Genomic DNA, 22627 nt, shown 5'->3' with positions numbered 1-22627 from the left:
CTGGCAGAACGTCGCCCAAGGCGCCCTCCTCATCACCGCCGTCGCCATCCAGCAACGCCGCAACGGCGAACGCCGCATCGGCCTCCCCGCCTGACCACCCCACGCAGCGGCCACCCGCGCACCGATCACCCCGCCTGACCACCCCACGCAGCAGCCACCCGCGCACCGAACACCCCGCCTGACCACCCCACGCAGCGACCACCCGCGCACCGATCACCCCGCAGGCGCCACCACGGCACCCACCCCGGCCCGCCACCCCGGGCCGAGCCACCGCCTGCCGGGGAACAGCGAAGGGACCTCCACATGAACCGCACCGCCCGTCGCGACCTCGTCGTCGCGGCCACGCTGGTGACCCTGACCACCGCCCTCGGCTCGACCGCCGTCGGCCCGGCCTCGGCGGCCTCGCCCGGCAGTTGGACCTCGGTCCAGCCCGGCGCGACGCCGACGGGTTGCGACGGCGTCCGCGCCACCGTCGCCCTGGACGCCGACGGCACTCCCACCCTGGCCGCGAGCTGGGACTGCAAGCAGGCCCTGCTGCCCGCACCGATCGGGCTGGTCACCAGCAGCACCGACTTCAGCACCGGCCTGGACTTCGTCAGCCGTACCGACAGGGCCGTCGACGAGACGTACCGGACCACCACCGGGAACGCCCGGGTCCGCACGCGCACCGCGACGGAGACCCGGCTGGTCTTCGCCAAGGGCTCCGCGCGGATCACCGTGCACGTGCGGACCTCCCCGGACGGGGTGGCGCTGCGCTACGAACTGCCCACCGGGGCGACCGTTTTGCGCGAGGCGACCTCCTTCGAACTGCCGACCGACGCACAGCTCAGCCGGTCCACGTTCGGGGCGGCCCACGAAGCGCTGTACAGCACCTCGGCGGTGTCGGCCGTGGCGACCGGTGAGTACGGGATGGACCTGTTCGGCCAGCTGGCCGACGGCGCCCGGGTGTTGCTCTCGGAGTCCGGTGTGGACGGCGGCTACTCCGGCGGACGCTTCACCCACACCCAGGGCGACGGCCGCTTCACCGTCAAGCTCGCCGACGCCCAGGTCGTGCGGGCCGCCGCGTTCACCACCCCGTGGCGGGTCGCCACGATCGGCAGCACCGCGACCGTCGTGGAGTCGACCCTGGAGGACGACGTGGCGCCGGCGTCCAAGATCGCCGACACCTCGTGGATCAAGCCGGGCGTCGCCGCCTGGCCCTGGTTCGACGGCACCAAGGCGACCCAGCACGACCTCGGCAGGCTCAAGACCTGGGCCGACTACGCCTCCTCCCAGGGCTGGCCCTACCTGCTGGTCGACGACGGTTGGAAGGGCGTCACCTGGATGCCCGACCTGGTCTCCTACGCCGGGGCCCGCGGGGTGCGGATCATGCTCTGGTACCACTGGCAGGACCTCGACACCGCGGCGAAGCGCCAGGCCGAGTTCAGCAGGCTCGACGACTGGGGCGTCGTCGGGGTGAAGATGGACTTCATGGGCTCCGAGGCCCAGGCGCGCCAGCAGTGGTACGACGAGGCGCTGGCCGACGCCGCCGCCCACCACCTGATGGTCGACCTGCACGGCGCCCGGCTGCCGGTCGGCGTGTACCGCACCTGGCCGAACGTCCTGACCTCGGAGGCCGTGCGCGGCGAGGAGTACAGCACCGGCCGCACCGTCGGCCACGTCACCGCCGTCCCCTTCACCCGGGGCGCGCTCGGCGCGGCCGACTACTCGCCGATGAGCTTCCAGCGCTCCAACCCCGACAGCGACGGCGCCGAGCTCGCGCTCGGCGTCCTCTACGAGAGTGCCCTGATGCTGCCCGGCGGCAGAGTCTCCGACTACCAGGCCCGGCCCGAGGCCCAGCGCTGGATGCGGGAGTTGCCGACGGCCTGGGACGAGACCCGGTTCGTGCAGGGCGACCCGGTCTCCGGGGCGGTGATCGCCCGTCGCGACGGCGACCGCTGGTTCGTCGGCGCGATCACCGGTGGCGGCGCCGGGACCATCGCCTACCCGACCGCCTTCCTCGGCAGCGGCAGCTGGCACGCGGAGATCACCACCGACGGTACCGACGGCCTCGTCCGCACCAGCCGGGTGATCCAGGCCGGGGACACGCTGAGCGTCCCGACCGTCGCGCACGGCGGCCACGCCGTCAAGCTCACCCGGGTCGCCGCGCTGCCCGCCGGGTACCGCACGATCGCGCAGGCGGACGGCACCGGCGCGGTCGCCGTCCAGGGCGCCGCCACCGGCTGCAACGTGCCGGTGGTCGGCGCCGCGGGCGACGGCAGCGCCGGCCGGACCTTCGAGCTCAGGCCGCTGGGCGACGGGTACGTGCGCATCGTCAACCGCGGCAGCGGTGAGGACGTCGTCGTTCTGGGCGCCTCGCGCGGTGCCGGCGCCAGGATCGTCCAGTGCGTGTACGCGGCCGGGGAGAAGACCAACGACGAATGGCTGGTGGAGGACGCCGGCAACGGCAGGGTCCGTTTCGCCAACCGCTACAGCGGCCTCTACCTGACCGGAGCCCCGGCGCAGGGCGGGCAGTTCGAGCAGCGGCCGCTCGACGGCTCCGCGCGCCAGCTGTTCACCGTGTCCTGAGCCCTGCTCGCCGGTGGTGGGGCCCGGCGCGCCCCACCACCGGCCGGACCTCGGCGCTGCTCCGCGCCGAAACCGCCGCACGGCGACGCCACCGCCGGACGGAGACGACGCCCACGGCCCGGGCCCCGGACAGGTCGGCGATCCGGGGCAGGGCCGACACGGACGCCCGGGGGCCGCGGAGGTTGCCGGACCGGGTCGCGCTCAGCCGGCGGCGACCCGGTCGGCGCCGTCCAGGATCCAGCGCAGGGACGGGCTGTTGTAGTAGTTCCTGCTCTGGGTGAGCGTCTCCCCCGGCCCCTTGGGATCGGCCCAGTGGGTGATGCCCAGCCAGTGCCCGGCGTCCCGGTTGATCACCGCGTGGGGCCGGCCGTCCGTGACGACCCGCCAGGACCTCCCGGGTCCGGTCCCGGCGCAGTCCTCCAGGAGCACCGGTGCCTGGTCGGCGGACTGGCCTCCGTTGCCGAGGCAGAGCCCGGTCGCGACGTTCATGATCCGGACGTCGTCCCCGTCCCGCAGCAACTGCCAGAACTGGTCCGGCCGGTCCCGGCACTGCTGGAGGTCCACCCCTCGGGACGGGCCGGCCTGTGCGCAGAGCGAGTTCCGGGCGTTGACCAGGCGGTGCCGGCCGTTCGACGGGGCGGAGCCCGTCGGCGACGGGCCGGACGGGGACGGGACGGACGGGGACGCCGCAGGGACGGGGCTCGCGGACGACGGGTCAGCCGGGTGCTCCGGGCCACCGACGCTGGTGGCGGAGCCCTCCGCGGACGGCTGCGGGCGATCCGCGGCCGGCAGCAGCACGGCGGCCGTGGTGGCGACACCGGCCGCGGTGGCGGCGGCCACCGCCCAGAGCGACCATCCCTTGGCGGCCAGCACGGACACCGGTCCGCCGCCGAGGCCCGCCCCCGCGCCGACACCGGCCCACGGCAGGCCACCGCCCATCGGCAGGGACAGCAGGGCGACGGGCAGCACGGCCGAGAGCCGGCTGTTGACGACGCGCATCTCCTCGGCGGCCCGTGCGCAGTCGGCGCACGCGGCGAGGTGCCGGTCGAGCTCGCGGCTGGGCCGCCGGCCCGGACGACGCAGCGAGCCGCTGAGCAGCCGTCCGTAGTGCCGGCACTCGGCCGTGGCGCGGGTACCGAGGTGCTCACGCAGGTAGGCCTCGCGCAGGCCCTCCCGGGCCCGGGCGGCGAGGGACCGCACCCCGCTCGGGGAGAGGCCGAGGCGCCGTCCCACCGAATCCGCCGTCTCGTCCTCGACCACCGAGTGCCACAGCACCGCCTGCCACTGGTCGGGCAGCGAGCGGTAGGCGCGCGCGACCAGCGAACGCTCCTCCGCGGCGAGCGCGCCGTGGGCGGCGTCCTCGTCCGTGCTGCGGGGCGCCCAGGACTCGACCTCGTCGGAGGGCAGTGGCCGCACCGCGGGCTCGGCGCTCCACTCGATGGCCACCCGCCGGACGCAGGTCAGCAGGTACGGCCGCCAGGCGTAGTGGGGTCCGCCGCCGGCGGCCACCGCCCGGTAGGTCCGGGCGAACGCCTCCGCGGCGAGGTCCTGGGCGGTCTGGGCGTCGCGGCAGCAGGTGCGCGCGTACGCGAGGACGGCGCCGTGGTGACGGGCGAACACCTCCGCCATGACCGCGTCGGCGCCCGGGCCGTGCGCGGCCCGGGCGTGGAGCAGCGCCGCGAGGGCCGCGTCGTCCAGTCGGGAGAGCTCGGGGCCGTGGCCGTGCGGGTGGCCGCGCGGTGTCCTGTCGGGGAGGTGCATCTGTGAGCCGTTCTGGTCGCACTGTCCGGAGCGAGGGTATCGATGTCATACGAAATACGGAATACATGTCCTCCGTGCCGCCTGTCGAACCTGGGGCAGAGCGCCACCGTCCCGGTCGGGCGCCGGTGGCGACGCGTCGTCTTCCGACACCCGCCACCGGCGCCCGCTGACCTCCGGACTCCGCGGCCGACCTCCCCGACTGCCCTTCTCCTCATGGGATCTGATGCCGGGAGAGAGTGACGCCCCAGCTCGGACGTCCCGTGACTTTGCGAATCCTTTACCGTTTCGACCGCGCTTTGCGCCGCTCCGGCCGGCACGGTAGCGTCCGACACCGACCTCCGCTCCGCCCGGCCGCACCTCCCGCGACTCCCGCTCCGTCGAGCAGGAGAGAGACATGCGGAACAACCGCCATCGAGCACCACTCACCATCGGCATCCCGCTCGCCCTCGCCACCCTGGCGGCGACGTCGTGGGCGGCCGTGGGCCTGCCCGGCTGGGCAGAGGAGCAGCCTGCCGCCGCGGGCAGCGCCCCTACCGCCCCTCCGATCGCCTGTGACACCACCGACGCCGCCGACAAGGGCTGGTACCAGGCCGTGTACGTCCACCGGGCGGGCACCCGGCCGCGGGCGGACGCGACCGACGCGATCCGCACCACGCTGTGGAACGCGGACCAGGTGTTCGAGGCCAGCGCGCAGCGCTTCGGCCAGGGCGACAGCCGGCGCCCGCGGTTCGCCCAGGAGGCCGGCTGCCAGGCCCGGGTGCTCACGGTCGAGATCGAGGGCGGCGACGGCCCGTACAAGGTGGGACAGGTCCGCACGAAGGCCCAGCCGCTGGCCGAGGCCCAGCTCAAGGCGGCCGGCGGCGCCGACCGGGACCGGGTCGGGCGCACCCGCTTCATCTACTTCGTGGACACCGGCCGGGCCACCGGCTGCGGCGTGGCCTCCACTCCCGCGCCGGGGCGCCGGGCGGACCTCCACACCGGCTGGATCGCCGTGAACTGGAACTGTCTCGGCGAGGCGGCACTCACCCACGAGATGATCCACAACTTCGGGGTGACCCACTGCGACAACGACCACGGCCAGGGCAACGACCCGATCTGCCGCGGCTACGACAAGTCGCCGCGGTGCGACGGCATCATGGGCGCGGTGGTCCTCGACTGCGCGAAGGACGAGTTCGCCTACTTCTCGCCGCGGCCCGCGGCGGGCAGCCGGCTGGCCCGGCACCCGAAGGAGAACGTCGCCGACAGCCCGTATCTGATCAAGGACCAGCCGGCCGGGCCGGTGGACGCCGCACTGGTCGGCCGGGCCGCCGGGCAGTGCCTGACGGCCGGCGGTGACGGCACCTCGGTGGTGCAGCAGCCGTGCGCGCCCGGCGACGCGCAGGTCTGGCGCCGAAGCATCGGGCCGGACGGCTACCTGACGCTGCGCCAGCTCGGCAGCGGCAAGTGCCTGAGCATGCCCGCCGAGGGCGCCCCCGCACTCGCCGACTGCAAGCCGGGCGACGCCCACCAGGAGTGGTGGATGCCCTCGGCGCGCGGCGCCGACCGGGTCTACGCCAACCTGCGCAGTCGGGCCACCAAGGCGGTGCTGAAGCTGCGGGGCGACGGCAAGGGGAAGAACGCACCGGCCGAGCGCGCGAACGCCGGGAGCGGACCGGCGGCACAGTTCCGGGTGATCCCGGTCGCCGCCCCCGCGGCGAGTGCGAGCCCCGGCGCGAGCGGGGCGACCGCCACCGGCTCCGCGCCGTCGGGTCAGCCGCTTCCCGCACCGACCTCGCCCCGGGCCGCCGGCGACGCGCCCGGGCGGACCGCCGTCCCCCCGTCCGCCGTCCCCTCGTCCGACCTGCCGTCGACCGGAGCGACGCCCGACACCCCGGTGGCCGGGAGCACCGTGCTGCCCGAGACCACCCTGCCGCCCGAGGCGGACAGCGCTGCCGAGACGGCCCCCGAGGAGGAGAGCGAGACCGAGCCCGACGCCACGGCGGCGCCCGACGGCGGCGCCGGCGAGTAACCCGCCGGCACCGTTCACGGCGGGCGGACCGGACCCCCACCCGGCCCGCCCGCCACATCGCACCGCCGGCCCGCCCGCCACATCGCCCAGCCGGTGGGATCGCCCACGACCTCGCCCGCCCGCCCCCCGGCACGACCTTCGCCGACCTCGTGCACATCGCCGGCCGCCGCGGCAGGATCGAAGGGGGCCGGCGGAGCGCGGCGACGGGCGCGTGCCCGGCGACGGCTGCGCCGGCGGGGGCCCGTGTCACGACGGCGAGGCCACCGCCCTGGAGTACTAGGTTGAGCTCCCGGGTGTGCGGCCATCTCCGGCGCACCGGCACCGAGACAGGATGAGGTGGGCCATGGCAGTCGGGCGGAGCGGTCAGCGGATGCCGAGCGCCCCACAGCTCCCCGCGTTCGTCGGCCGGGAGCGCGAGCTGGCCGTGCTGCTCAGCTCCGTCCGGTCCCGGCCGTCGGTGGTGCTGGTCGAGGGGCCCGCCGGGATCGGCAAGTCGCGGCTGGTCGCCGAGGCGTCCACCGTCCTGACCGCCGAGGGCGTCCGGGTACTGACCGGCCACTGCCACCCGCTGCGGGAGCCGCTGGCGTACGGGCCGGTGATCGAGGCGCTGCGCGACGCCGACACGTGGCTGCGCCCCGCCGGCCGGAGCCTGGGAGCGTCCGCCGGGTGGCTGGCACCGCTGCTGCCCGAGCTGGCCGACCGGCTGCCGGCGCCGCCGCACCCGCCGACCGGGCCGGTTCCGCCCCGGCACCAGATCGCCCAGGCCGTGCGCACCGTCCTGGGCGCGGTCTCCCCGGTGCTCCTGGTGATCGAGGACGTGCACTGGGCGGACGAGGCGACCCGCGAACTGATCCTGCTGCTGGGGCGCGACCTGCCCGCCGACGCCGCCCTCCTCCTCACCTACCGCGCCCAGGACGTGCCCGGCCGCGGCCCGCTGCTCGGCGCCGCCTACCGCCGCCCGCCGAACACCAGCGGCGCCGAGCTGGCCCTCGGCCCGCTGACCGAGCAGGACGTGGCCGAGATGGCCCGGTCGGTGCTCGGCCCCGACACCGCCCCCGCGCTGGTACGGGCCCTGTACAGCCGGAGCGAGGGCCTCGCGCTGGTCGCGGAGGAGGACCTGCTGACCCTGCGCGACCACCCGGGCGCCGAGCCCGGCGGGGTGCCGCGCAGCCTGCGCGAGGTGTTCGCGGAGCGCGTCGAGCGGCTTCCCCCCGAGGCGGTGGCCGTGGTCGACACCGCGGCCGTGCTGGAGGTGGCGGCCACCGAGGGACTGCTCGCCGACACCACCGCGCTCGACCCCGCCGTGGCGGCGCGGGCGCTGACGGCCGCCCTGACGGCCGGCGTGCTGCGTGAGCTCGGCCCGGACAGCTACGGCTTCGCGCACGCGCTGGCCCGGCGCGCGCACTACGACAACATCCCGGGCCCCGAACGCACCCGGCTGCACCGGCAGGCACTGGCCGCGCTCTGGCGGCTGCCGAACCCGCCCCTGGTCCAGATCGCCCACCACACCCGGCTGCTCGGTGACACCCGGGCCTGGCTGGACCACGCCCTGGCCGCCGCCGACCAGGCGGTGGAGGTCGGCGACCAGGGCACCGCCGCCACCCTGCTGCACGAGATCCTGGAGGAGCCCCGCCTGCCGCCGGCGCTGCACGCGCGGGCGGCCCTGTCGCTGGCCCGGATCGCCTGGGACGCCACCGAGTACACCCGGACGATCGCCACCCTGCGCCGGATCGTCACCGGCCCCGGACTGCCGGAGGCCGCGCGCGGCGAGATCCGGCTCGACCTCGGGCTGATGCTGCTCAACCAGGCCGCCGATCCCTCGGGGGAGGCCGAGATCGAGCGGGCCGTGGAGGAGTTGGAGGCCCACCGGCCGGAGCTCGCCGCGCGCGCGATGTCGGTGCTCGCCATGTGGGAGACCAGCCGCTTCTCCGCCGCCGAGCAGCGCGCCTGGATCGACCGCGCGCAGGCCGCCCTGTCCGGCAGCGCCGACCGGGCCGCGCAGGCCTCCGTGACGGCGAACCGGATCACCCTGATGGCCTCGATGGGGGCGCCCGGGACGGACGACGAGCTGGCCGCGCTGCCCCGCGAGGACGCCGACCCGGAGGTCGTGCGGCACACCGCCCGGGCCCTGGCGAACGCCGCCGAGGTGGGGATCTGCCTGGGGCAGGACGAGCGGGCGGCCCGCCACACCGAGGAGTCGCTCGCGCTCGCGGAGCGCCATCACGCGCACGCCCTGGTCGTCCACTGCCGCTCGTACCGGTTGCTGCTGTCCTGGACGGCGGGCGAGTGGTCCGACTGGGAGGAGCGGTACGCGGCGTTCCGAGCCGACTACCTCGACGAACCCCTCGCGGTGGACGACCTGTTGGCGACCGTGCAGGGCGTCACGGCGGCGGCCCGGGGCCGGACCGCGCGGGCGGTGGAGCGCTTCGGGCGGGTGCTGGCGCGGGATCCGGCGCGCAAGAACGTCAACGCGCTGGGCGCCGCCGCCGGGCTGGCCCGCGTCCAGCTGGCGCGCGGCGACGCGGAGGCGGCCTGGCGGAGCGTCGAGGAGTACCTGCCGCTGCTGCCCCGCAAGGAACAGTGGGTGTACGCGTGGGGCCTGGTGCCGACGGCGGTGGAGATCGCGCTGCACCGCGGCGACCGGGCCGGCGCCGAACTCCTCGCCGCCGAGCACCGGGCCGGGATCGAGGGCGCCGACGCCCCGGGCGCGCAGGCCGAGGCACTGGTCTGCGCGGGCCTGGTGCTGGGTCCGCGGGACCGGGCCGGCGCGGCGGGCGAGTTCGACCGGGCCCGGCTGCTGTGGACCGCCGTCGGTCGCCCGTACCACGCCGCACTGGCCGGCGAGCTGACCGCCCGCACCCTCGCGGAGCTGCGCGACAACGGGGCCGTCGCCCTGCTGACCGAGGTCGCCGAGGTCTTCGAACGGCTGGGTGCCACCACCGACGCCGCCCGGTGCCTGCACGTACTGCGCGACCTCGGGCAGGAGCGCCCGCGGCTGCGGGGCCGGGCGGGTTACGGCGACCGGCTCTCGCCGCGGGAGGAGCAGGTGGCCCGTCTGCTGGCGGACGGCGCCGGCAACAAGGACATCGCCGCGGCGCTGTTCCTCTCCCCCCGGACGGTCGAGCAGCACGTCGCCAAGGTGCTGCGCAAGCTCGGGTGCACCCGGGACGAGATGCGGGGCCGCGCGCGCTGAGCCGCGCCGGTCCGGGGGCGACCGACCACGGTGGAGCCGCGGCTCCGCCGGGAGAAGTACGTGGTCGCCCGGATTGAACACGTAGTGCCGCTCCGGCTCTGCTGGACGTGCCGTGACGTCCCCGGCACGAGGAAGGCGATGGGGGGCCCGCGGACGGCATGGGACTCCGATGCGGCATGCCCCGGGGGGGGCGTGCCGCATCGGGCGTTCCGGGCCGGAACCGCCCGACGGCCTACAACCGGTCTCGCCAACAACACGAAACGGCAACGTACTCTGGCGCTAATTTCGTATATCGCATACGTTACGCGTCAGGTCGGTACGTGACAGCGGAGTTTCACCGCCCGAGACGCCGTACCGGCCCGCAGTCCCTCGCCCTCGCACACCCGGGGCGGCCGACCCAGCCGCAACCCGCCGCACAAGGAGACCACCCATGGCACCACTCCGCCGTAGACTCGCCGCCCTCTCGCTGGCGTCCGCCTTCGCGCTCGCCGCCTCGGCCTGCTCCTCCGGCAGCGGGTCCTCGGAGTCGGCCGAAGGCCCGACCACCGTCAAGTTCTGGTCCATGCCGTACTGGATCGGCCAGGACGCCAAGGTCAAGGAGCTGGTCGACCAGTTCAACGCCTCCCAGAGCAAGGTGAAGGTCGAGCTCACGCTGCTGGAGTGGAAGGACGGCCGCGACAAGATCAAGCAGGCCATCGCCGCCGGCAAGGGCCCCGACGTCTGGCTGATGAACAACGGCCTGGAGCTCGACTACCTCAAGTCCGGCGCGCTCGCCCCGCTCGACAAGCTCGGCTACACCAAGGCCGACACCGACAAGTACCTGCCGCTCGCCAAGGTCGACGACTACGACGGCAAGACGTACGGCGCCCCGCTCTACTTCGACGTCGACGTGATGCTCTACCGCACCGACATCCTCCAGCAGTACGGGTTCAGCGCCCCGCCGAAGACCTGGGACGAGCTGAAGTCGACCGCCGCCGCCATCACCACCAAGTCCGCCGAGGCGGGCAAGAAGGTGAGCGGCTGGCAGTTCAAGGGGATGGACGACCACCTCAACGCCATCAACTCCACCTGGGAGAGCTTCCTCTGCCAGGCCGGCGGCAGCCTCACCTCGCCCGACTTCAAGACCTCGACCCAGAACACCGAGGCCGGGCGCACCGCGATGAACTACATGAAGTCCTTCTACACCGACAAGGTCTCCCCCACCGGCACCAGCGCCCTCAACGGCTTCATCAGCGGTGACGTCGCGATGTTCCCGTTCTTCCAGTCCGTCATCGCCAACGTCCAGGCCGGCGGGGACAAGGTCGCGGGCAAGTGGGCCGTCGCCCCGATGCCGGCCGGCCCGAAGAGCGGCTGCTCGATGGTCGGCGGGCACAGCCTGGTCGCCAGCTCCGCGAGCAAGAACCCGGGCGGCGCCGGCACGTTCATGCGCTGGCTGGCCTCGCCCGAACGCAGCGCCCAGTACATGGACTTCCACGCGATCTTCCCGTACGACCTCGCCAAGGTCGACCCGGCCGTGAAGGCGACCGTAGACGGCAAGGTCAAGGCCGACGCCAACTGGAACGCGATCTTCGAGCAGCTCGGCCGCAACACCCCCGACCTGCTGCTCCAGGACCGGCACTCCTTCCAGGCCCGCTGGGACGCCCAGAAGGCCAACATCGTGGCCGGCGTCAACGGCCAGGCCCCCGTCGAGCAGGCGCTGAAGACCATCGACGAGACCGTCGGCCAGGCGCTCGGCAAGGAGTGACGGAAAGCCGATGACGACCATGACCGAACTCCCCGCGAAGCACCCCCCTGGCGGCACCGCCGCCGGGGGCGGCCGGAAAAGCACCGGGCGGACCACCCCGAGAAGGCGGCGGCGCCCCGGCGGCGCCCTGGCCGGCTGGCTGTCCGTGGCACCCGCCCTGGTGGTGATCCTGGGCTTCACGTTCTACCCGATGGTCCAGTCGATGCTGCTCAGCACCGACCACTGGAACCTGCTGGGCCCGCGCACCTTCGTCGGCGCCGAGAACTACACCACCATCCTCGGCGCCGGCTCCTTCCGGACGAGCCTGCTGAACACCCTGGTGTTCACCGTCATCACCATCGCCGGCACCTACGTCCTGGCGCTGGCGACCGCGATGGCCGCCAACCGTGAACTCGCCTCGGCCCGCTTCGTGCGCACCGTGACCGTACTGCCCGCCGTCATCCCGATGGTGGTCGCCGGCCTCGTCTGGAAGTGGCTGTACGAGCCCGACCACGGCCTGGTCAACACGCTGATCGGCCTGTTCGGGGCGGACGGGGCCCGCTGGCTCTTCGACAACGACCTGGCGCTGCCGGCCGTGGCCGTGGTGAGCATCTGGAAGGAGTTCGGGATCTACGCGCTGATCCTGCTCGGCGGTCTCCAGCGCATCCCGGACGAGATCTACGAGGCCGCGACCATCGACCGGGCCGGCCCCTGGCGGCAGTTCCGCTCGATCACCCTGCCGATGCTGAGGCCGGCCAGCGCCGCGGTCTTCCTGCTCCTGCTCTTCAACTCCTTCAAGGTGTTCGACCAGGTGTGGGTGATGACCGAGGGCGGCCCGGGCACCGCGACCCTGACCGTGGTGACCTTCATCTACACCCGCCTGCTCTCCGACGTCGGCGTCGCCTCCGCCGCCTCGGTGGTCCTGTTCGTGATCCTCCTCGCGATCACCCTCGTCCGGCTGAAGCTGACCTCCCGGGAGGAGTCGTGAGCAAGTCCCCGATCCGCCTCGCACCGGCGGCCTGGCTGACCGCCGTCACCGTCTTCGCCGGCCTCCCGGTGCTCTGGATGGCGCTGACCTCCTTCCAGCCCATGGAGGACCTGGTCGGCAACGGACGGCACCTGATACCCGAGCACCTGACCGCCGGCGCCTACCAGGAGGTCGTCTCCGCGTTCCCGTTCGGCCGGTGGTTCCTCAACTCCCTGCTGGTCGCGCTCGCCGTCGTCGCCGGCAACCTGGTGTTCGACACCCTGGCCGCCTACGGCCTCTCCCGGATCCGGTTCCGCGGCCGGCAGGCCGTGCTCACCCTGATCCTCGCGACGTTGATGATCCCCACCCAGGTGATCCTCGTGCCGCTGTACCTGGTGATGCGCGACCTCGACTGGATCGACACCTACTGGGCGCTGATCGTGCCCTTCCTGGCCAGCCCCACCGGCATCTTCCTGCTGCGGCAGCACTTCGTGACGCTGCCCGTCCAGTTGGACGAGGCCGCCGCGATCGACGGCGCCGGCCGGCTGCGCACCCTGGTCAGCATCCTGCTGCCCAACTCCTGGGCGGCGCTGGGCACCGTCGCGGTGCTGAAGTTCATGTGGACCTGGGGCGAGTTCGCCTGGCCCTCCCTGGTCACCAACAACGAGCTGCTGCGCACCCTGCCGGTCGGACTCGCCCAGTTCCAGAACCAGTTCGCCCCGCGGTGGGACCTGCTGATGGCCGGCTCGGTCCTGGCGGCGATCCCGGTCGTGCTCGGCTTCGTCCTCCTCCAGAAGACCTTCGTCAGCGGCCTGACCGGCGGCGCGGTGAAGGAGTAGAGCCCCTGGTCCGAGTCGGGCGGACCAGCGGACGGCCGCGGGCCCGGTCGAGTGCCAGAGGGAGGCACCCGGCCGGGCCCGCGGTGTTCTCGCCGGACCGGGGCCCGGGGCCGCGACGGCCCGCCGGCCCACCGCTCAGGAAGTGCGGCCTGAGACCTGGTGGGCCTTTCGTATATCGAATACGTTACTTTCGCATCGTCCCACGGCGCCGTTCGGCCGCGCCCCGTGCGACGCCCCCACACACCCTCCCCGCCACCCTGGAGGCCCACCGTGACCGGAACGTCCCGCCGCGTCGACCGCAGATCCGTCCTGCGCGGCCTGCTCGCCACCGGGGCCGCGGCGTCACTGCCCCAGATCGTGGGCACGGCCGGCGCGCAGGCGGCCGGCATCACCACCGGCCGGTACGCGATCCGGTTCGACCAGGCCGCGAAGCAGACCATCGCCGGGCTCGGCTTCGAGATCCAGTCCGACTCGATCGGCTCCGACAACCAGGGCCTGCCCGACCTGGTCAGCGGTGTCCCGTACGACCTGACCGCGAGCGAGCGCACCCGCTTCTACCAGCAGATGCTGAAGGCCGGCCGCACCGACCGGGGCTTCCGCTACTGCCGACTCGCCATGGGCCTGTACCACCGCGGCCTCACACCCGACGGCAAGCGGTTCGTCGACCGCTACGACGGCCAGACCGCCCTGCTCGCCGAGCTGGTGAGCCGGTCCGGCGTGGAGGGTCTGGCCGTCGAGTACTGGTCCCCCGCCCCCGCATGGAAGAGCAACGGCGAACTCGTCGGCGGCGGCCTCGCGGCGAACACCGACCTCGCCGCCTTCGGCGACGCCCTGGTCGACGACCTCGGGTACCTCGCCGACCACGGCCTGAAGATCTCCTACTGGGGGCTGCAGCACGAGCCCCGGGTCAACAGCACGAGGTACTCCTCCTGCCGGTACGAGGCCGCTCAGTACCGGGACGTCCTCCGGGCGGTCGCCCCCGGGATCCGCGCGGCCCACCCGGGCGTGAAGATCCACGCGGAGAGCCAGTACGGCTGGAAGGGCGCCCTGGGCCAGGCCCTCACCGCCTCGCCCGAGGCCATGGGCCTCGTCGACGCCTGGACCTTCCACAAGATCGGCACCGACAGCACCGACCAGATCACCACGGACTACCGGTCCGGTGCCGGCGGCAAGCCCGTCTTCAACAACGAGTTCGAGTACCTCGGCGGCGCCATGAGCGACTGGCGCACCGTCAACACCGCGCAGTCGATCATGAACTGGATGACCTTCCAGAACTCCCCCACCTGGTGGTGGCTGCACGCCCTCAAGCCCACCACCAACGCCGAGTCCGAGAACTACGGCCTCGGGTTCTGGCGCCCCCCGAGCGACACCGACTTCTCCCACCACCCGAACATCCCGGTCGGTCACTGGGACTTCAACCCGCGCAACTGGAACGCCGTGTCCGGGTTCGTGAAGTACCTGCCCTGGGACTCGGTGCGCTACGGCGTCGACGAACCCCGCCACACCGACGGCTCCTACTACTCCGAGCACCGCATCATGGCCTGGCGCACCCCCACCGGGAAGCCCGTCCTCGCCGTCACCAACCGCTCCGCCGCCGAGCCGTTCACCTACACCGTCGACACCCGGACCGCCGCCGCCTTCCAGGGCCACCGCTACGGCCCCGCCACCAACGACCAGACCCTCCCCTCCAGGACCGGCCCCACCCTGGAGATCACCGTCCCGCCGCTCTCCATCGAGTTCTGGGTCCGCACCCCCTGAGCGGGGCGGACACTGCCGTGGGGGACGCCGGACCACCGGCGTCCCCCTCGGCATCTGCCCGGCCCACGGCGCCGTGCCCGCTCAGCGCCGCACACGACCGGGCGAGCCGTCCGGGGGCCGCCGTGACACCGGCGCCGCGTCCCGGTTCAGGCCATGAGCAGGCGCAGGCCCAGATCCGCCGCGTCGAGGCCGCCGAGCCCGGTGTTGCGCTCGGCCCAGCGGCCGGAGTCGAGGTCGTCGCCGAGCCTTCGTACCGCCCGCTGCTCGGCCTCCGGCCCGACCCTCGTCCACACCGACATCGCACGGCGCACGTGATCCTCCAGATAGGCCTCCGGCCGGCGCCAGTAGGCCTCGAACAGACCGTCGGCGCAGTCCCACGGAACGGGCACCGGCTCGGCACGGGCGCCGATCGCGCCGGCCATCCCGGCGAGCGAGGGGAAGTCCGCGAGGACGGCGGCGAACTCGGGCAGGTAGTCGCGGGTGAGCCAGAACCGGTCCTGCCACCCGGGCTCGTCGGTGTCGAACGTGAGCACCACCACGCGGCGGGCCACCCGCCGCATCTCGCGCAACCCCGCCATCGGGTCCCTCCAGTGGTGAACGGTCGAGACGGCCATCGCGACGTCGAAGGAGCGGTCCCCGAACGGCAGGCACTCCGCGGTGGCGGCCACGCACGGCGCCGAGCCGGCGGGCCGCTGCCCCCGCATGACCGCCGACGGCTCCACCGCGGTCACGTCGCGATCGGCCGGCTCGTAGGAGCCGGTGCCGGCCCCGACGTTCAGCACCGTCCGCGCGTCCCCGAGCGCGTCCCAGATCTGCGCGGCGATCCGCGGCTCGGTACGCCGGGTCGCGGTGTAGGCGCCGCCGATCGCGTCGTACAGCCGTGCGCCGAGCATCTCCAACTGCTCCTCCGGTGTCACCGCGAGTCCCTTCGCCCGTGCCTGGAGTTCCCGGTCGATGGCCGTCACCATGGCGTCGGCGCGATCACGCCGTGCCAGCAGCAGGCCGCGCAGTCGGCGCAGGTGCGCGACCGCGTCGGCGGTCGGGTCGCCGACCAGTTCCGCGACCTCCCGCAGCCCGAAGCCCAACCGCCGGTAGGCCAGCACCTCCCGCAGTCGCTCCACGTCGGCCGCCGAGTAGGCCCGGTACCCGGCCGAGGTACGCGCCGACGGCCGGACGAGCCCGATCTCGTCGTAGTGATGCAGCGTGCGGACGCTCACGCCGGCCAGCCCGGCCACGCGTCCCACGGTCCAGTGATCCTCCACGGCACCGATTGTGCGACCTGACGCCACGTGAGGGTCAAGAGCCCGCGCGTCGCGGCAGACCCGGGCGGCGGAACGGCTGACGGTGCCGTTCCGCCGCCCGGGAGCAGGGGGGAGGACGGAAGGACCGGGCGATGCGGGCACCGCGGGGCACTTCCGGACGGGCGAAGGTTCCCCCCGCCCGCCTGGCAGGGCGGGCGGGGGGAACCGCGGAGCGATGGCGGGCCGCGTCAGGGCGGAGGCGGTCCACCACCGCGGTCCTGGGCCCGGCGCCCGCCCTGGGAGGACGGCGCCGGGGCAACCTCGGGAGGGTCAGAAGCTCGCGACGGTGTAACGGTCGACCGCGTCGTCGTCGAGCTCGAACCCGAGCCCGGGGCCGGTGGGCACCACCAGGGCGCCGTCGGTGAACTTCGGCGGGTTGAGCAGGATGTTCTCCCGGATCGGGTTGGGCAGCCGGTTGTACTCGTAGGTGCGCAGGTTCGGGGTGGCGGCGCAGAGCTGGAGGGCCGCGCAGAGGCTCACGCCGGAGCCGACGCCGTGCGGTGCGATGTCGACGTGGAAGGCCGAGGCCAGCGCGGACAGGCGCATGGCCTCGGTGATGCCGCCGCAGCGGGCGACGTTCGGCATGAAGACGTCGATGGCCTGGTGGAGCAGGGAGTCCCGCAGGTCGAAGCGGGTGAAGTGGGTCTCGCCGTTGACCACGGTCAGCCCGGTGCGGCGGCGCAGCTCGGCGAGGTTGGCGAGGTCGTCGACCTGGAGCGGCTCCTCGTACCAGGAGATGCCGAGGTCGGCCAGGACGGCGCCGACCCGGGTGGCCTGGTCGAGGTCGTAGGCGCAGTTGACGTCGGTGAGGATCTCGATGTCCTCGCCGACCGCCGCGCGGACGGCGCTCAGGTGCGCGCGGTCGGTGCGCACGCCCCGGCCGATCTTCACCTTGAGGGCCTTGAAGCCGGCGTCGACGAAGCCGAGCGCCTGCCGGGCGGAGTCCTCCGGGTCGGCGTGCAGGGCGACCGGGCTGGCGTAGCAGTCGACGGTCTCGCGGATCGGGCCGCCGAGCAGGCGGTGGACGGGCACGCCGGCGAGCTTGCCGCGCAGGTCCCACAGCGCGAGGTCGACGCCGGCCATCGCCTCCAGGTAGAAGCCCCGGTTGTGGCCGCCGGCGGCCTGGCCCTTGAAGAGGCGGTCCCAGATCGCGGTGGTGGCGAGGGCGTCCTGGCCGATCAGCAGCGGGGCGAGGACGGTGGCGACCACGGTGGCGGTGACCTGGGGGCTGGGCAGCCCGTAGGCCTCGCCGATGCCCACCGAGCCGTCCTCGGTGTGGATCTTGACCAGGGTCGCGTACTGCCCGCGGCGGGGCAGGACGAGGTGGCTGGAGGCCGGGTAGCGCAGCCAGTCCGGCACATCCTCGGGGGAGTCGTACAGGTCGTCGAAGCTGGCGGACAGGGCCAGCGCCTCGACCTTGGTGATGCGCAGTGGCTGGGTGCTCACGGGGATCGCTCCTGGGGGAGTGCCGGGCCCTCCCCCCGTGCGGGGGAGGGAGTCGTGGGGGGTGGGAGTCGCCGGGGTGGGAGTCGTGGGAGGCGGGAGCCGTCGGGGCGGGGCTCTTCGGGGCGGGGCTGGACGGGGTCAGATGCCGCCGGTGATCTCGCCGCGCGCGGTCTCGCGGCCGCTCAGGACGGCGACGGCCGTCACCACGCATGCGGCGGCGACGTAGAGGACGACCGGGGTGGCCGATCCACCCGCGGCCGCGACCAGCGCGGTGCCGACGAAGGGGGCGGTGCCGCCGAAGACCGCGCCGCCGAGCTCGCGGCCGACACTGACGCCGCTGAAGCGGACCCGGGCGTCGAACTGCTCGGCCAGCAGGGCCGCCTGCGGCCCGAAGGCCATGTCCTTGCAGAGCGGGACGGCGATGACCAAGGCGAGCAGGACGACCGGGACGGAGCGCGTCTCCAGCAGCCGGAAGAAGGGGTAGGCGTAGGCGGCCGTGCAGACCACGCCCGCGAGGACGACCCGGCGCCGCCCGAGCCGGTCGGACAGCCGGCCCCAGAACGGGATCCGCCACGATCTCCAGGGCGGAGGCGAGGGCGATCGCCCACAGCATGGTCGAGCGGGGGATGCCGAGGTTCCTGGTGGCGTACGAGAGGGCGAAGGCCTGGATCAGGTAGCCCCAGACGAAACCCGAGGCGGTGATCCCGAGGACCCTCAGCAGCGCACCGGGCCGGGTGCGCAGGATCAGCGTCAGCGGGGAGCGGACGATGGCCTCCTCCTGCTGCAGGGTGATGAAGGCCGGGGTCTCCTCGATGCCGCGCCGCAGCCAGAGCCCGAACGCGACCAGGCCGATGCTGACCAGGAACGGCAGGCGCCAGCCCCAGCTGAGGAACGCGTCGTCGGGCAGCAGGGAGACCGTGCCGAAGACGGCACTGGCGAGGACGAATCCGGCGCCGGTGCCCATGGCGGGGACGGCTCCGTACAGGCCGCGCCGGCCGACGGGTGCGTTCTCGACGGTGAGCAGGGTGGCGCCGGCGAACTCCCCGCCGACCGCGATGCCCTGGGCGATCCGCAGGAGGATCAGCAGGACGGGTGCCCAGACTCCGGCGACGGCGTCGGTGGGCAGCGTGCCGACCAGGGTGGTGGCGGTGCCCATCGCGAGCAGGGTGATCAGCAGGACGCGCTTGCGGCCGATCCGGTCGCCGAGGTGGCCGAAGAGCACGCCGCCGACGGGACGGGCGGCGAAGCCGACGCCGAAGGTGGCGAATGAGGCCAGGGTGCCGCCGAGGTCGGAGGAGCCGAAGAACAGCGGGCCGAAGACGAGCGCGGAGGCGAGGCCGTAGAGGTTGAAGTCGTACCACTCCATGACCGTGCCGACGGTGCCGGCGACCATGGTGCGGCGTCGGGCCTTCGCTCGGGTGCTGTGCACGGCGGCGCCTCCGGTAGGTGCTCCGGTACGGGTGGATCGGGTGGTGCTCATGGAGGGCTCCGGGTCTGACGGGTCCGGACGAACATCTCAAACGTATGCGATATACGAATCATTGGCCAGACGTCGGCCCTGGTTTCTCTCCGGTCCGACCGACCCGCCGCGGCCCGCGAACCGCCCGCTCACCGGGGCTGCGGCCGGTAGCGGGCCACCGGCGGGGCGGTGACCCGGGACGGCCGGGCGAGGACGGCGCCCGCGAGCCGGTCCGGTTCGGCCAGCCGGTGCAGGGCGGTGGTCACGTACATCCGACCGCCGCCGAAGGCGACACTGCTGACGTGCGGCGTCGGCACCGCGACGCTCTCCCGGAGCCCGCCCGCCGGGTCGTAGCAGTGCACCCGGCCGGCACCCCAGAGGGCCACCCAGAGGAAGCCGCGGTCGTCGACGGTCATGCCGTCCGGCCTGCCCTCGTCCGGGCCGAGCCGGACGAACGGCCGGGCGGGTCCGAGCTGCCCGGAGTCCGGATCCACGGCGTGCGAGGCGATCAGGCCCCGCGCACTGTCGGCCAGGTACATCGTCGTGCCCGCCCCGTCGAAGGCCGGCCCGTTCGGGACGGTGAGGCCGGTCAGCACCCGGTGCGGCGAACCGTCCCGGTCGACGCGGTGGAGCGACCCGGCGCCGGGCGTCGCGTCCGCGGCCATGCTGGTGGCCCAGAACCTCCCCCGCGGATCGCAGGCGGCGTCGTTCATCCGCATCGGGCGCGGCGCACCCTCCTCCGGCCGGGCCAGCCAGCGCGGCTCCCCGCCCGGGCGCAGCAGCGCCACCCCCGGGCCCGCGGCGGCGATCCACTCCCCCGGTCGCCCCGCCACCGGGGCGACCGCGCCGAGCGGGACACCCGGCTCGGCCTCGCACCGCGGGCCGCCCGGGCCGGCCCCGGGTGCCCAGCTGTGCAGCACGCCCCGGAGCAGGTCGACGAAGTACAGCCGCCCCTCGTACCAGCGCGCACCCTCGCCCAGCTGGTGACGCTCGGGGGAACAGGGCTGCCAGTGCGCCGCGTCCACCGCCACCGCCTCCTCTCGTCCGGGCGCCGTCACCGCAGTGCGGTGCCGGGCGCGGCGTCCAGCAGGGTCAGCTCGTCGCGGAAGGGCAGTCCCTCCCAGTCCCCCGCCGCGGCGACCGCGAACGCCCCGGTGGTGACCGCCCGGTCGAGCCGACCCTCGACCGGCAGGCCGTCGAGCAGGGCGGAGAGGTAGCCCGCGACGAAGGCGTCCCCGGCGCCGATCGTGTCCCGGACGGGGACCCGGACGGCGGGCCGGGCGACCGATCCGCTCTCCGTGAAGACTTCGGCACCGGCGGCGCCGCGCTTGACGACCACCTCGCCGACGCCCTGGGCGAGCAGCGCCTCGACGCACTCGGCCTCGTGCTCGGCGCCGGGCGGGGCGACCAGGGCGAGCTCGTCGTCCGAGGCCACCAGGATGTCCACCAGCGGGACCAGCGGGCGCAGTGCGCCCGCTGCCTCCTGGCGCGACCAGAGCTTGGCCCGGTAGTTGACGTCGAGGCAGACGGCGCCCGACGCGGCGTGGGCGGCGGCCTCGACGGCGGCCCGGGGGCCGGGGCCGAGTGCGGCGGTGACGCCGGTGAGGTGGACGATCCGGGCGCCCTCGGCGAGGGCGGCGGCCAGGCGGGCGGGCGTGAGCCGGGAGCCGGCCGAGCCGGTGCGGTAGTAGGAGACCCGCGTCAGGTCGGCCACCCGCGGCTCGAAGATCACCAGCCCGGTCGGTGCGGCGGCGTCCACGGTGACGCAGGAGACGTCCACGCCCTCGGCCCGCAGGGTGCGCAGGACGAGGCGGCCGAGTTCGTCGTCGCCGTTGACGCCGACCCAGCGCGCCGAGTGCCCGAGCCTGGCGAGCCCGATGGCGACGTTGGCCTCCGCGCCGGCGATCGACAGGTCGAGGGTGCCGCCGAGCTGCAGGGGGCGGTCGGCGCGCAGGGCCGCCATGGCCTCGCCGAGGGTCAGGACGTCGGGCACGGGAACTCCTCGGCGAGCGTGCGGAAGGCGGCGACGCGGGCGGGCAGCCCGGCGCTGTCGCCGCCGGCCGCGGCGGCGGTGCCGATCAGCGGACCTCCGACGCCGACCGCGAGGGCGCCGGCGGCCAGGAACGCACGGGCGGCGCCGGCGTCCACCCCGCCGACGGGCACGAACGCCACGTCGGGGAAGGGATCCCGCAGGGCCCGCAGGTACCCGGGGCCGCCGAGGCTGCCCGGGAACAGCTTCACCGCGGTCACCCCCTCGGTCCAGGCGAGCGCCACCTCGGTCGGGGTGACCGCACCGGCCAGGGTCGGCATGCCGAGGGACTGCGCCTCGCCGACGGCCTCGGTCAGTCCGGGGGTCACCGCGAAGGCGGCGCCCGCCCGGGCCGCCGCACGGGCGTCGGCGGCGGTGACCAGGGTGCCGGCGCCGAGCGCCGCGTACGGGCCGAGGACCGCACGGGCGCGCTCCAGGACGCCGAGCGCGCCGGCGGTGGTGAGCGACACCTCGACCAGGTCGATGCCGGACGCGAACAGGGTGAGGACCGCATCCAGAGCGGCGTCGGGGTCGTTCCCCCTGACGATGGCCAGGATCCTGCGCTCGCGCAGGGCGGAGAGTAGTTCGTCTGGTTGCACGATGCCTCCGGGGCTCAGATGACAACTTTAGGATATCGTATACTTTCAGTGCTCCGCCCGCACCCCTCCCCACCGCCTCCCCCAGCCCGACGAAAGGTGCCCCTCGATGACCCGTACCGCCCTGATCACCGGCGCGGCCGGCGGCATCGGCCGAGCCGTCGCCGCCCGCCTGGTGGCCGACGGCCTGCACGTGGCCGGCCTCGACCTCGCCGATCCCGAGCTGCCCGGCGTCACGTTCCACCGGGCCGACGTGACCGACACCGAGCAGGTCCGCGGCGCCGTCGGGCGGGCCCTCGAAGGCCTCGGCGGCATCGACGTCCTCGTCACCTGCGCCGGCATCACCGAGGGCAGCCCGCTGCACCTGACCACCGACGAGGAGTGGCAGCACGTGCTCGCGGCCAACCTCGGCTCGGTCTACCGGTGCGTCCGGGAGGTGCTGCCCGCGATGATGGCGGCCGGCTCGGGCTCGGTTGTCACGGTCGGCTCGGTGCTGCACCGCACCGCGGCGCCCGGCCTGCCCGCGTACGCCGCGGCGAAGGGCGCGATCGCCGCGCTGACCCGCCAGCTCGCCGTGGACTACGGCCGGTACGGCATCAGCTTCGTCACCCTCTCCCCCGGCTGGGTGCGCACCCCGGCGACCGAGTCCCGCCTCGCGCCCGGCGAGGAGGACCTGGTGCGGCTGCGGGAGAGCAACCCGATGCGCACGGTCGTCGACGCCCGGGGTATTGCCGAGGCGGTCGCCTTCGCCTCGTCGCCGGCGGCCGGCATGCTCACCGGATCCGAACTGGTGCTGGACGCGGGCGCCTCGGTGGTCAGCCCGGCCAGCCTGCTGCGCGACACGCACCGCGAGCGGATGGGACTGCCTCCGCTCGACGCCCACTGACCCGCCGGACGAGGTCACCGAACCGTCGGGCACGGACCGGAGCGGACCGTGCCCGAGGGAGGAACGCCGCGGCGGCGGCGCGCGAGATGATCG

15 protein-coding genes and 1 pseudogene are annotated in these 22627 nt (G+C 74.3%); 8 read left to right on the top strand and 8 right to left on the bottom strand.

Annotation, left to right across the window (positions count from 1 at the left end; genetic code table 11):
* Positions 1-303 precede the first annotated feature (303 nt).
* Positions 304-2568, top strand: coding sequence for a glycoside hydrolase family 97 catalytic domain-containing protein (locus ACFTWP_RS39780; RefSeq protein WP_380270068.1), 2265 nt, complete (start codon positions 304-306; stop codon positions 2566-2568).
* 201 nt (positions 2569-2769) lie between these two features.
* Here ACFTWP_RS39780 and ACFTWP_RS39775 read toward each other — a convergent pair whose 3' ends face one another.
* Positions 2770-4329: a sigma-70 family RNA polymerase sigma factor gene (locus tag ACFTWP_RS39775; protein WP_380270067.1), complete on the bottom strand. Its 1560-nt coding sequence runs from the start codon at positions 4327-4329 to the stop codon at positions 2770-2772.
* A 394-nt stretch (positions 4330-4723) separates the two neighbouring features.
* On the opposite strand from ACFTWP_RS39775, the gene ACFTWP_RS39770 reads away from it, so the two are divergent.
* The 6 genes from ACFTWP_RS39770 to ACFTWP_RS39745 all read left to right on the top strand — a co-directional run bounded on the left by ACFTWP_RS39770 (position 4724) and on the right by ACFTWP_RS39745 (position 14817).
* Positions 4724-6337, top strand: a complete 1614-nt coding sequence (locus ACFTWP_RS39770; protein WP_380270066.1) for an RICIN domain-containing protein — start codon at positions 4724-4726, stop codon at positions 6335-6337.
* Between the two features lie 370 nt (positions 6338-6707).
* A complete protein-coding gene (locus ACFTWP_RS39765) occupies positions 6708-9530 on the top strand; it encodes an ATP-binding protein (protein ID WP_380270065.1) in 2823 nt (940 codons plus the stop codon).
* 430 nt (positions 9531-9960) lie between these two features.
* Positions 9961-11274 carry an ABC transporter substrate-binding protein gene (locus ACFTWP_RS39760; protein WP_380270064.1) on the top strand — a complete coding sequence of 438 codons (1314 nt, stop codon included), beginning with the start codon at positions 9961-9963 and terminating at the stop codon, positions 11272-11274.
* A 10-nt stretch (positions 11275-11284) separates the two neighbouring features.
* Positions 11285-12241, top strand: a complete 957-nt coding sequence (locus ACFTWP_RS39755) for a carbohydrate ABC transporter permease (RefSeq protein WP_380270063.1) — start codon at positions 11285-11287, stop codon at positions 12239-12241.
* Positions 12238-13059 (top strand): carbohydrate ABC transporter permease, encoded by an 822-nt coding sequence (locus ACFTWP_RS39750; protein ID WP_380270062.1) that lies wholly within the window; start codon positions 12238-12240, stop codon positions 13057-13059. Before ACFTWP_RS39755 ends, ACFTWP_RS39750 begins: the two co-directional genes overlap by 4 nt.
* Positions 13060-13329: 270 nt before the next feature.
* The gene (locus ACFTWP_RS39745; RefSeq protein ID WP_380270061.1) at positions 13330-14817 is read left to right on the top strand and encodes a hypothetical protein; all 1488 of its coding nucleotides are present in this window, start codon (positions 13330-13332) and stop codon (positions 14815-14817) included.
* Positions 14818-14963: 146 nt separating this feature from the next.
* On the opposite strand, the gene ACFTWP_RS39740 is transcribed toward ACFTWP_RS39745, so the two are convergent.
* The 7 genes and pseudogenes from ACFTWP_RS39740 to ACFTWP_RS39710 all read right to left on the bottom strand — a co-directional run bounded on the left by ACFTWP_RS39740 (position 14964) and on the right by ACFTWP_RS39710 (position 21651).
* A complete protein-coding gene (locus ACFTWP_RS39740) occupies positions 14964-16061 on the bottom strand; it encodes a MerR family transcriptional regulator (protein ID WP_380270070.1) in 1098 nt (365 codons plus the stop codon).
* 327 nt (positions 16062-16388) lie between these two features.
* On the bottom strand, positions 16389-17564 hold the full coding sequence (locus tag ACFTWP_RS39735; protein WP_380270060.1) for a mandelate racemase/muconate lactonizing enzyme family protein: 1176 nt from the start codon (positions 17562-17564) through the stop codon (positions 16389-16391).
* A 138-nt stretch (positions 17565-17702) separates the two neighbouring features.
* Positions 17703-18071 (bottom strand): hypothetical protein, encoded by a 369-nt coding sequence (locus ACFTWP_RS39730; protein ID WP_380270059.1) that lies wholly within the window; start codon positions 18069-18071, stop codon positions 17703-17705.
* Positions 18072-18168: 97 nt separating this feature from the next.
* Positions 18169-18930 (bottom strand): annotated as a pseudogene (locus ACFTWP_RS39725) (MFS transporter); the annotation flags it as partial.
* 242 nt (positions 18931-19172) lie between these two features.
* Positions 19173-20048 carry an SMP-30/gluconolactonase/LRE family protein gene (locus ACFTWP_RS39720; protein WP_380270058.1) on the bottom strand — a complete coding sequence of 292 codons (876 nt, stop codon included), beginning with the start codon at positions 20046-20048 and terminating at the stop codon, positions 19173-19175.
* A 29-nt stretch (positions 20049-20077) separates the two neighbouring features.
* Positions 20078-20986, bottom strand: coding sequence for a sugar kinase (locus ACFTWP_RS39715; protein WP_380270069.1), 909 nt, complete (start codon positions 20984-20986; stop codon positions 20078-20080).
* 14 nt (positions 20987-21000) lie between these two features.
* The gene (locus ACFTWP_RS39710; RefSeq protein ID WP_380270057.1) at positions 21001-21651 is read right to left on the bottom strand and encodes a bifunctional 4-hydroxy-2-oxoglutarate aldolase/2-dehydro-3-deoxy-phosphogluconate aldolase; all 651 of its coding nucleotides are present in this window, start codon (positions 21649-21651) and stop codon (positions 21001-21003) included.
* 106 nt (positions 21652-21757) lie between these two features.
* Between ACFTWP_RS39710 and ACFTWP_RS39705 the strand changes: the two genes are divergently transcribed.
* Positions 21758-22534 carry an SDR family NAD(P)-dependent oxidoreductase gene (locus ACFTWP_RS39705; protein WP_380270056.1) on the top strand — a complete coding sequence of 259 codons (777 nt, stop codon included), beginning with the start codon at positions 21758-21760 and terminating at the stop codon, positions 22532-22534.
* Positions 22535-22627: the final 93 nt, after the last annotated feature.

Source organism: Kitasatospora sp. NPDC057015 (assembly GCF_042673745.1).
Taxonomy (GTDB): domain Bacteria; phylum Actinomycetota; class Actinomycetes; order Streptomycetales; family Streptomycetaceae; genus Kitasatospora.
The sequence above is the reverse complement of the archived record's forward strand: the minus strand, read 5'-3'. Positions and strand labels throughout refer to the sequence as shown.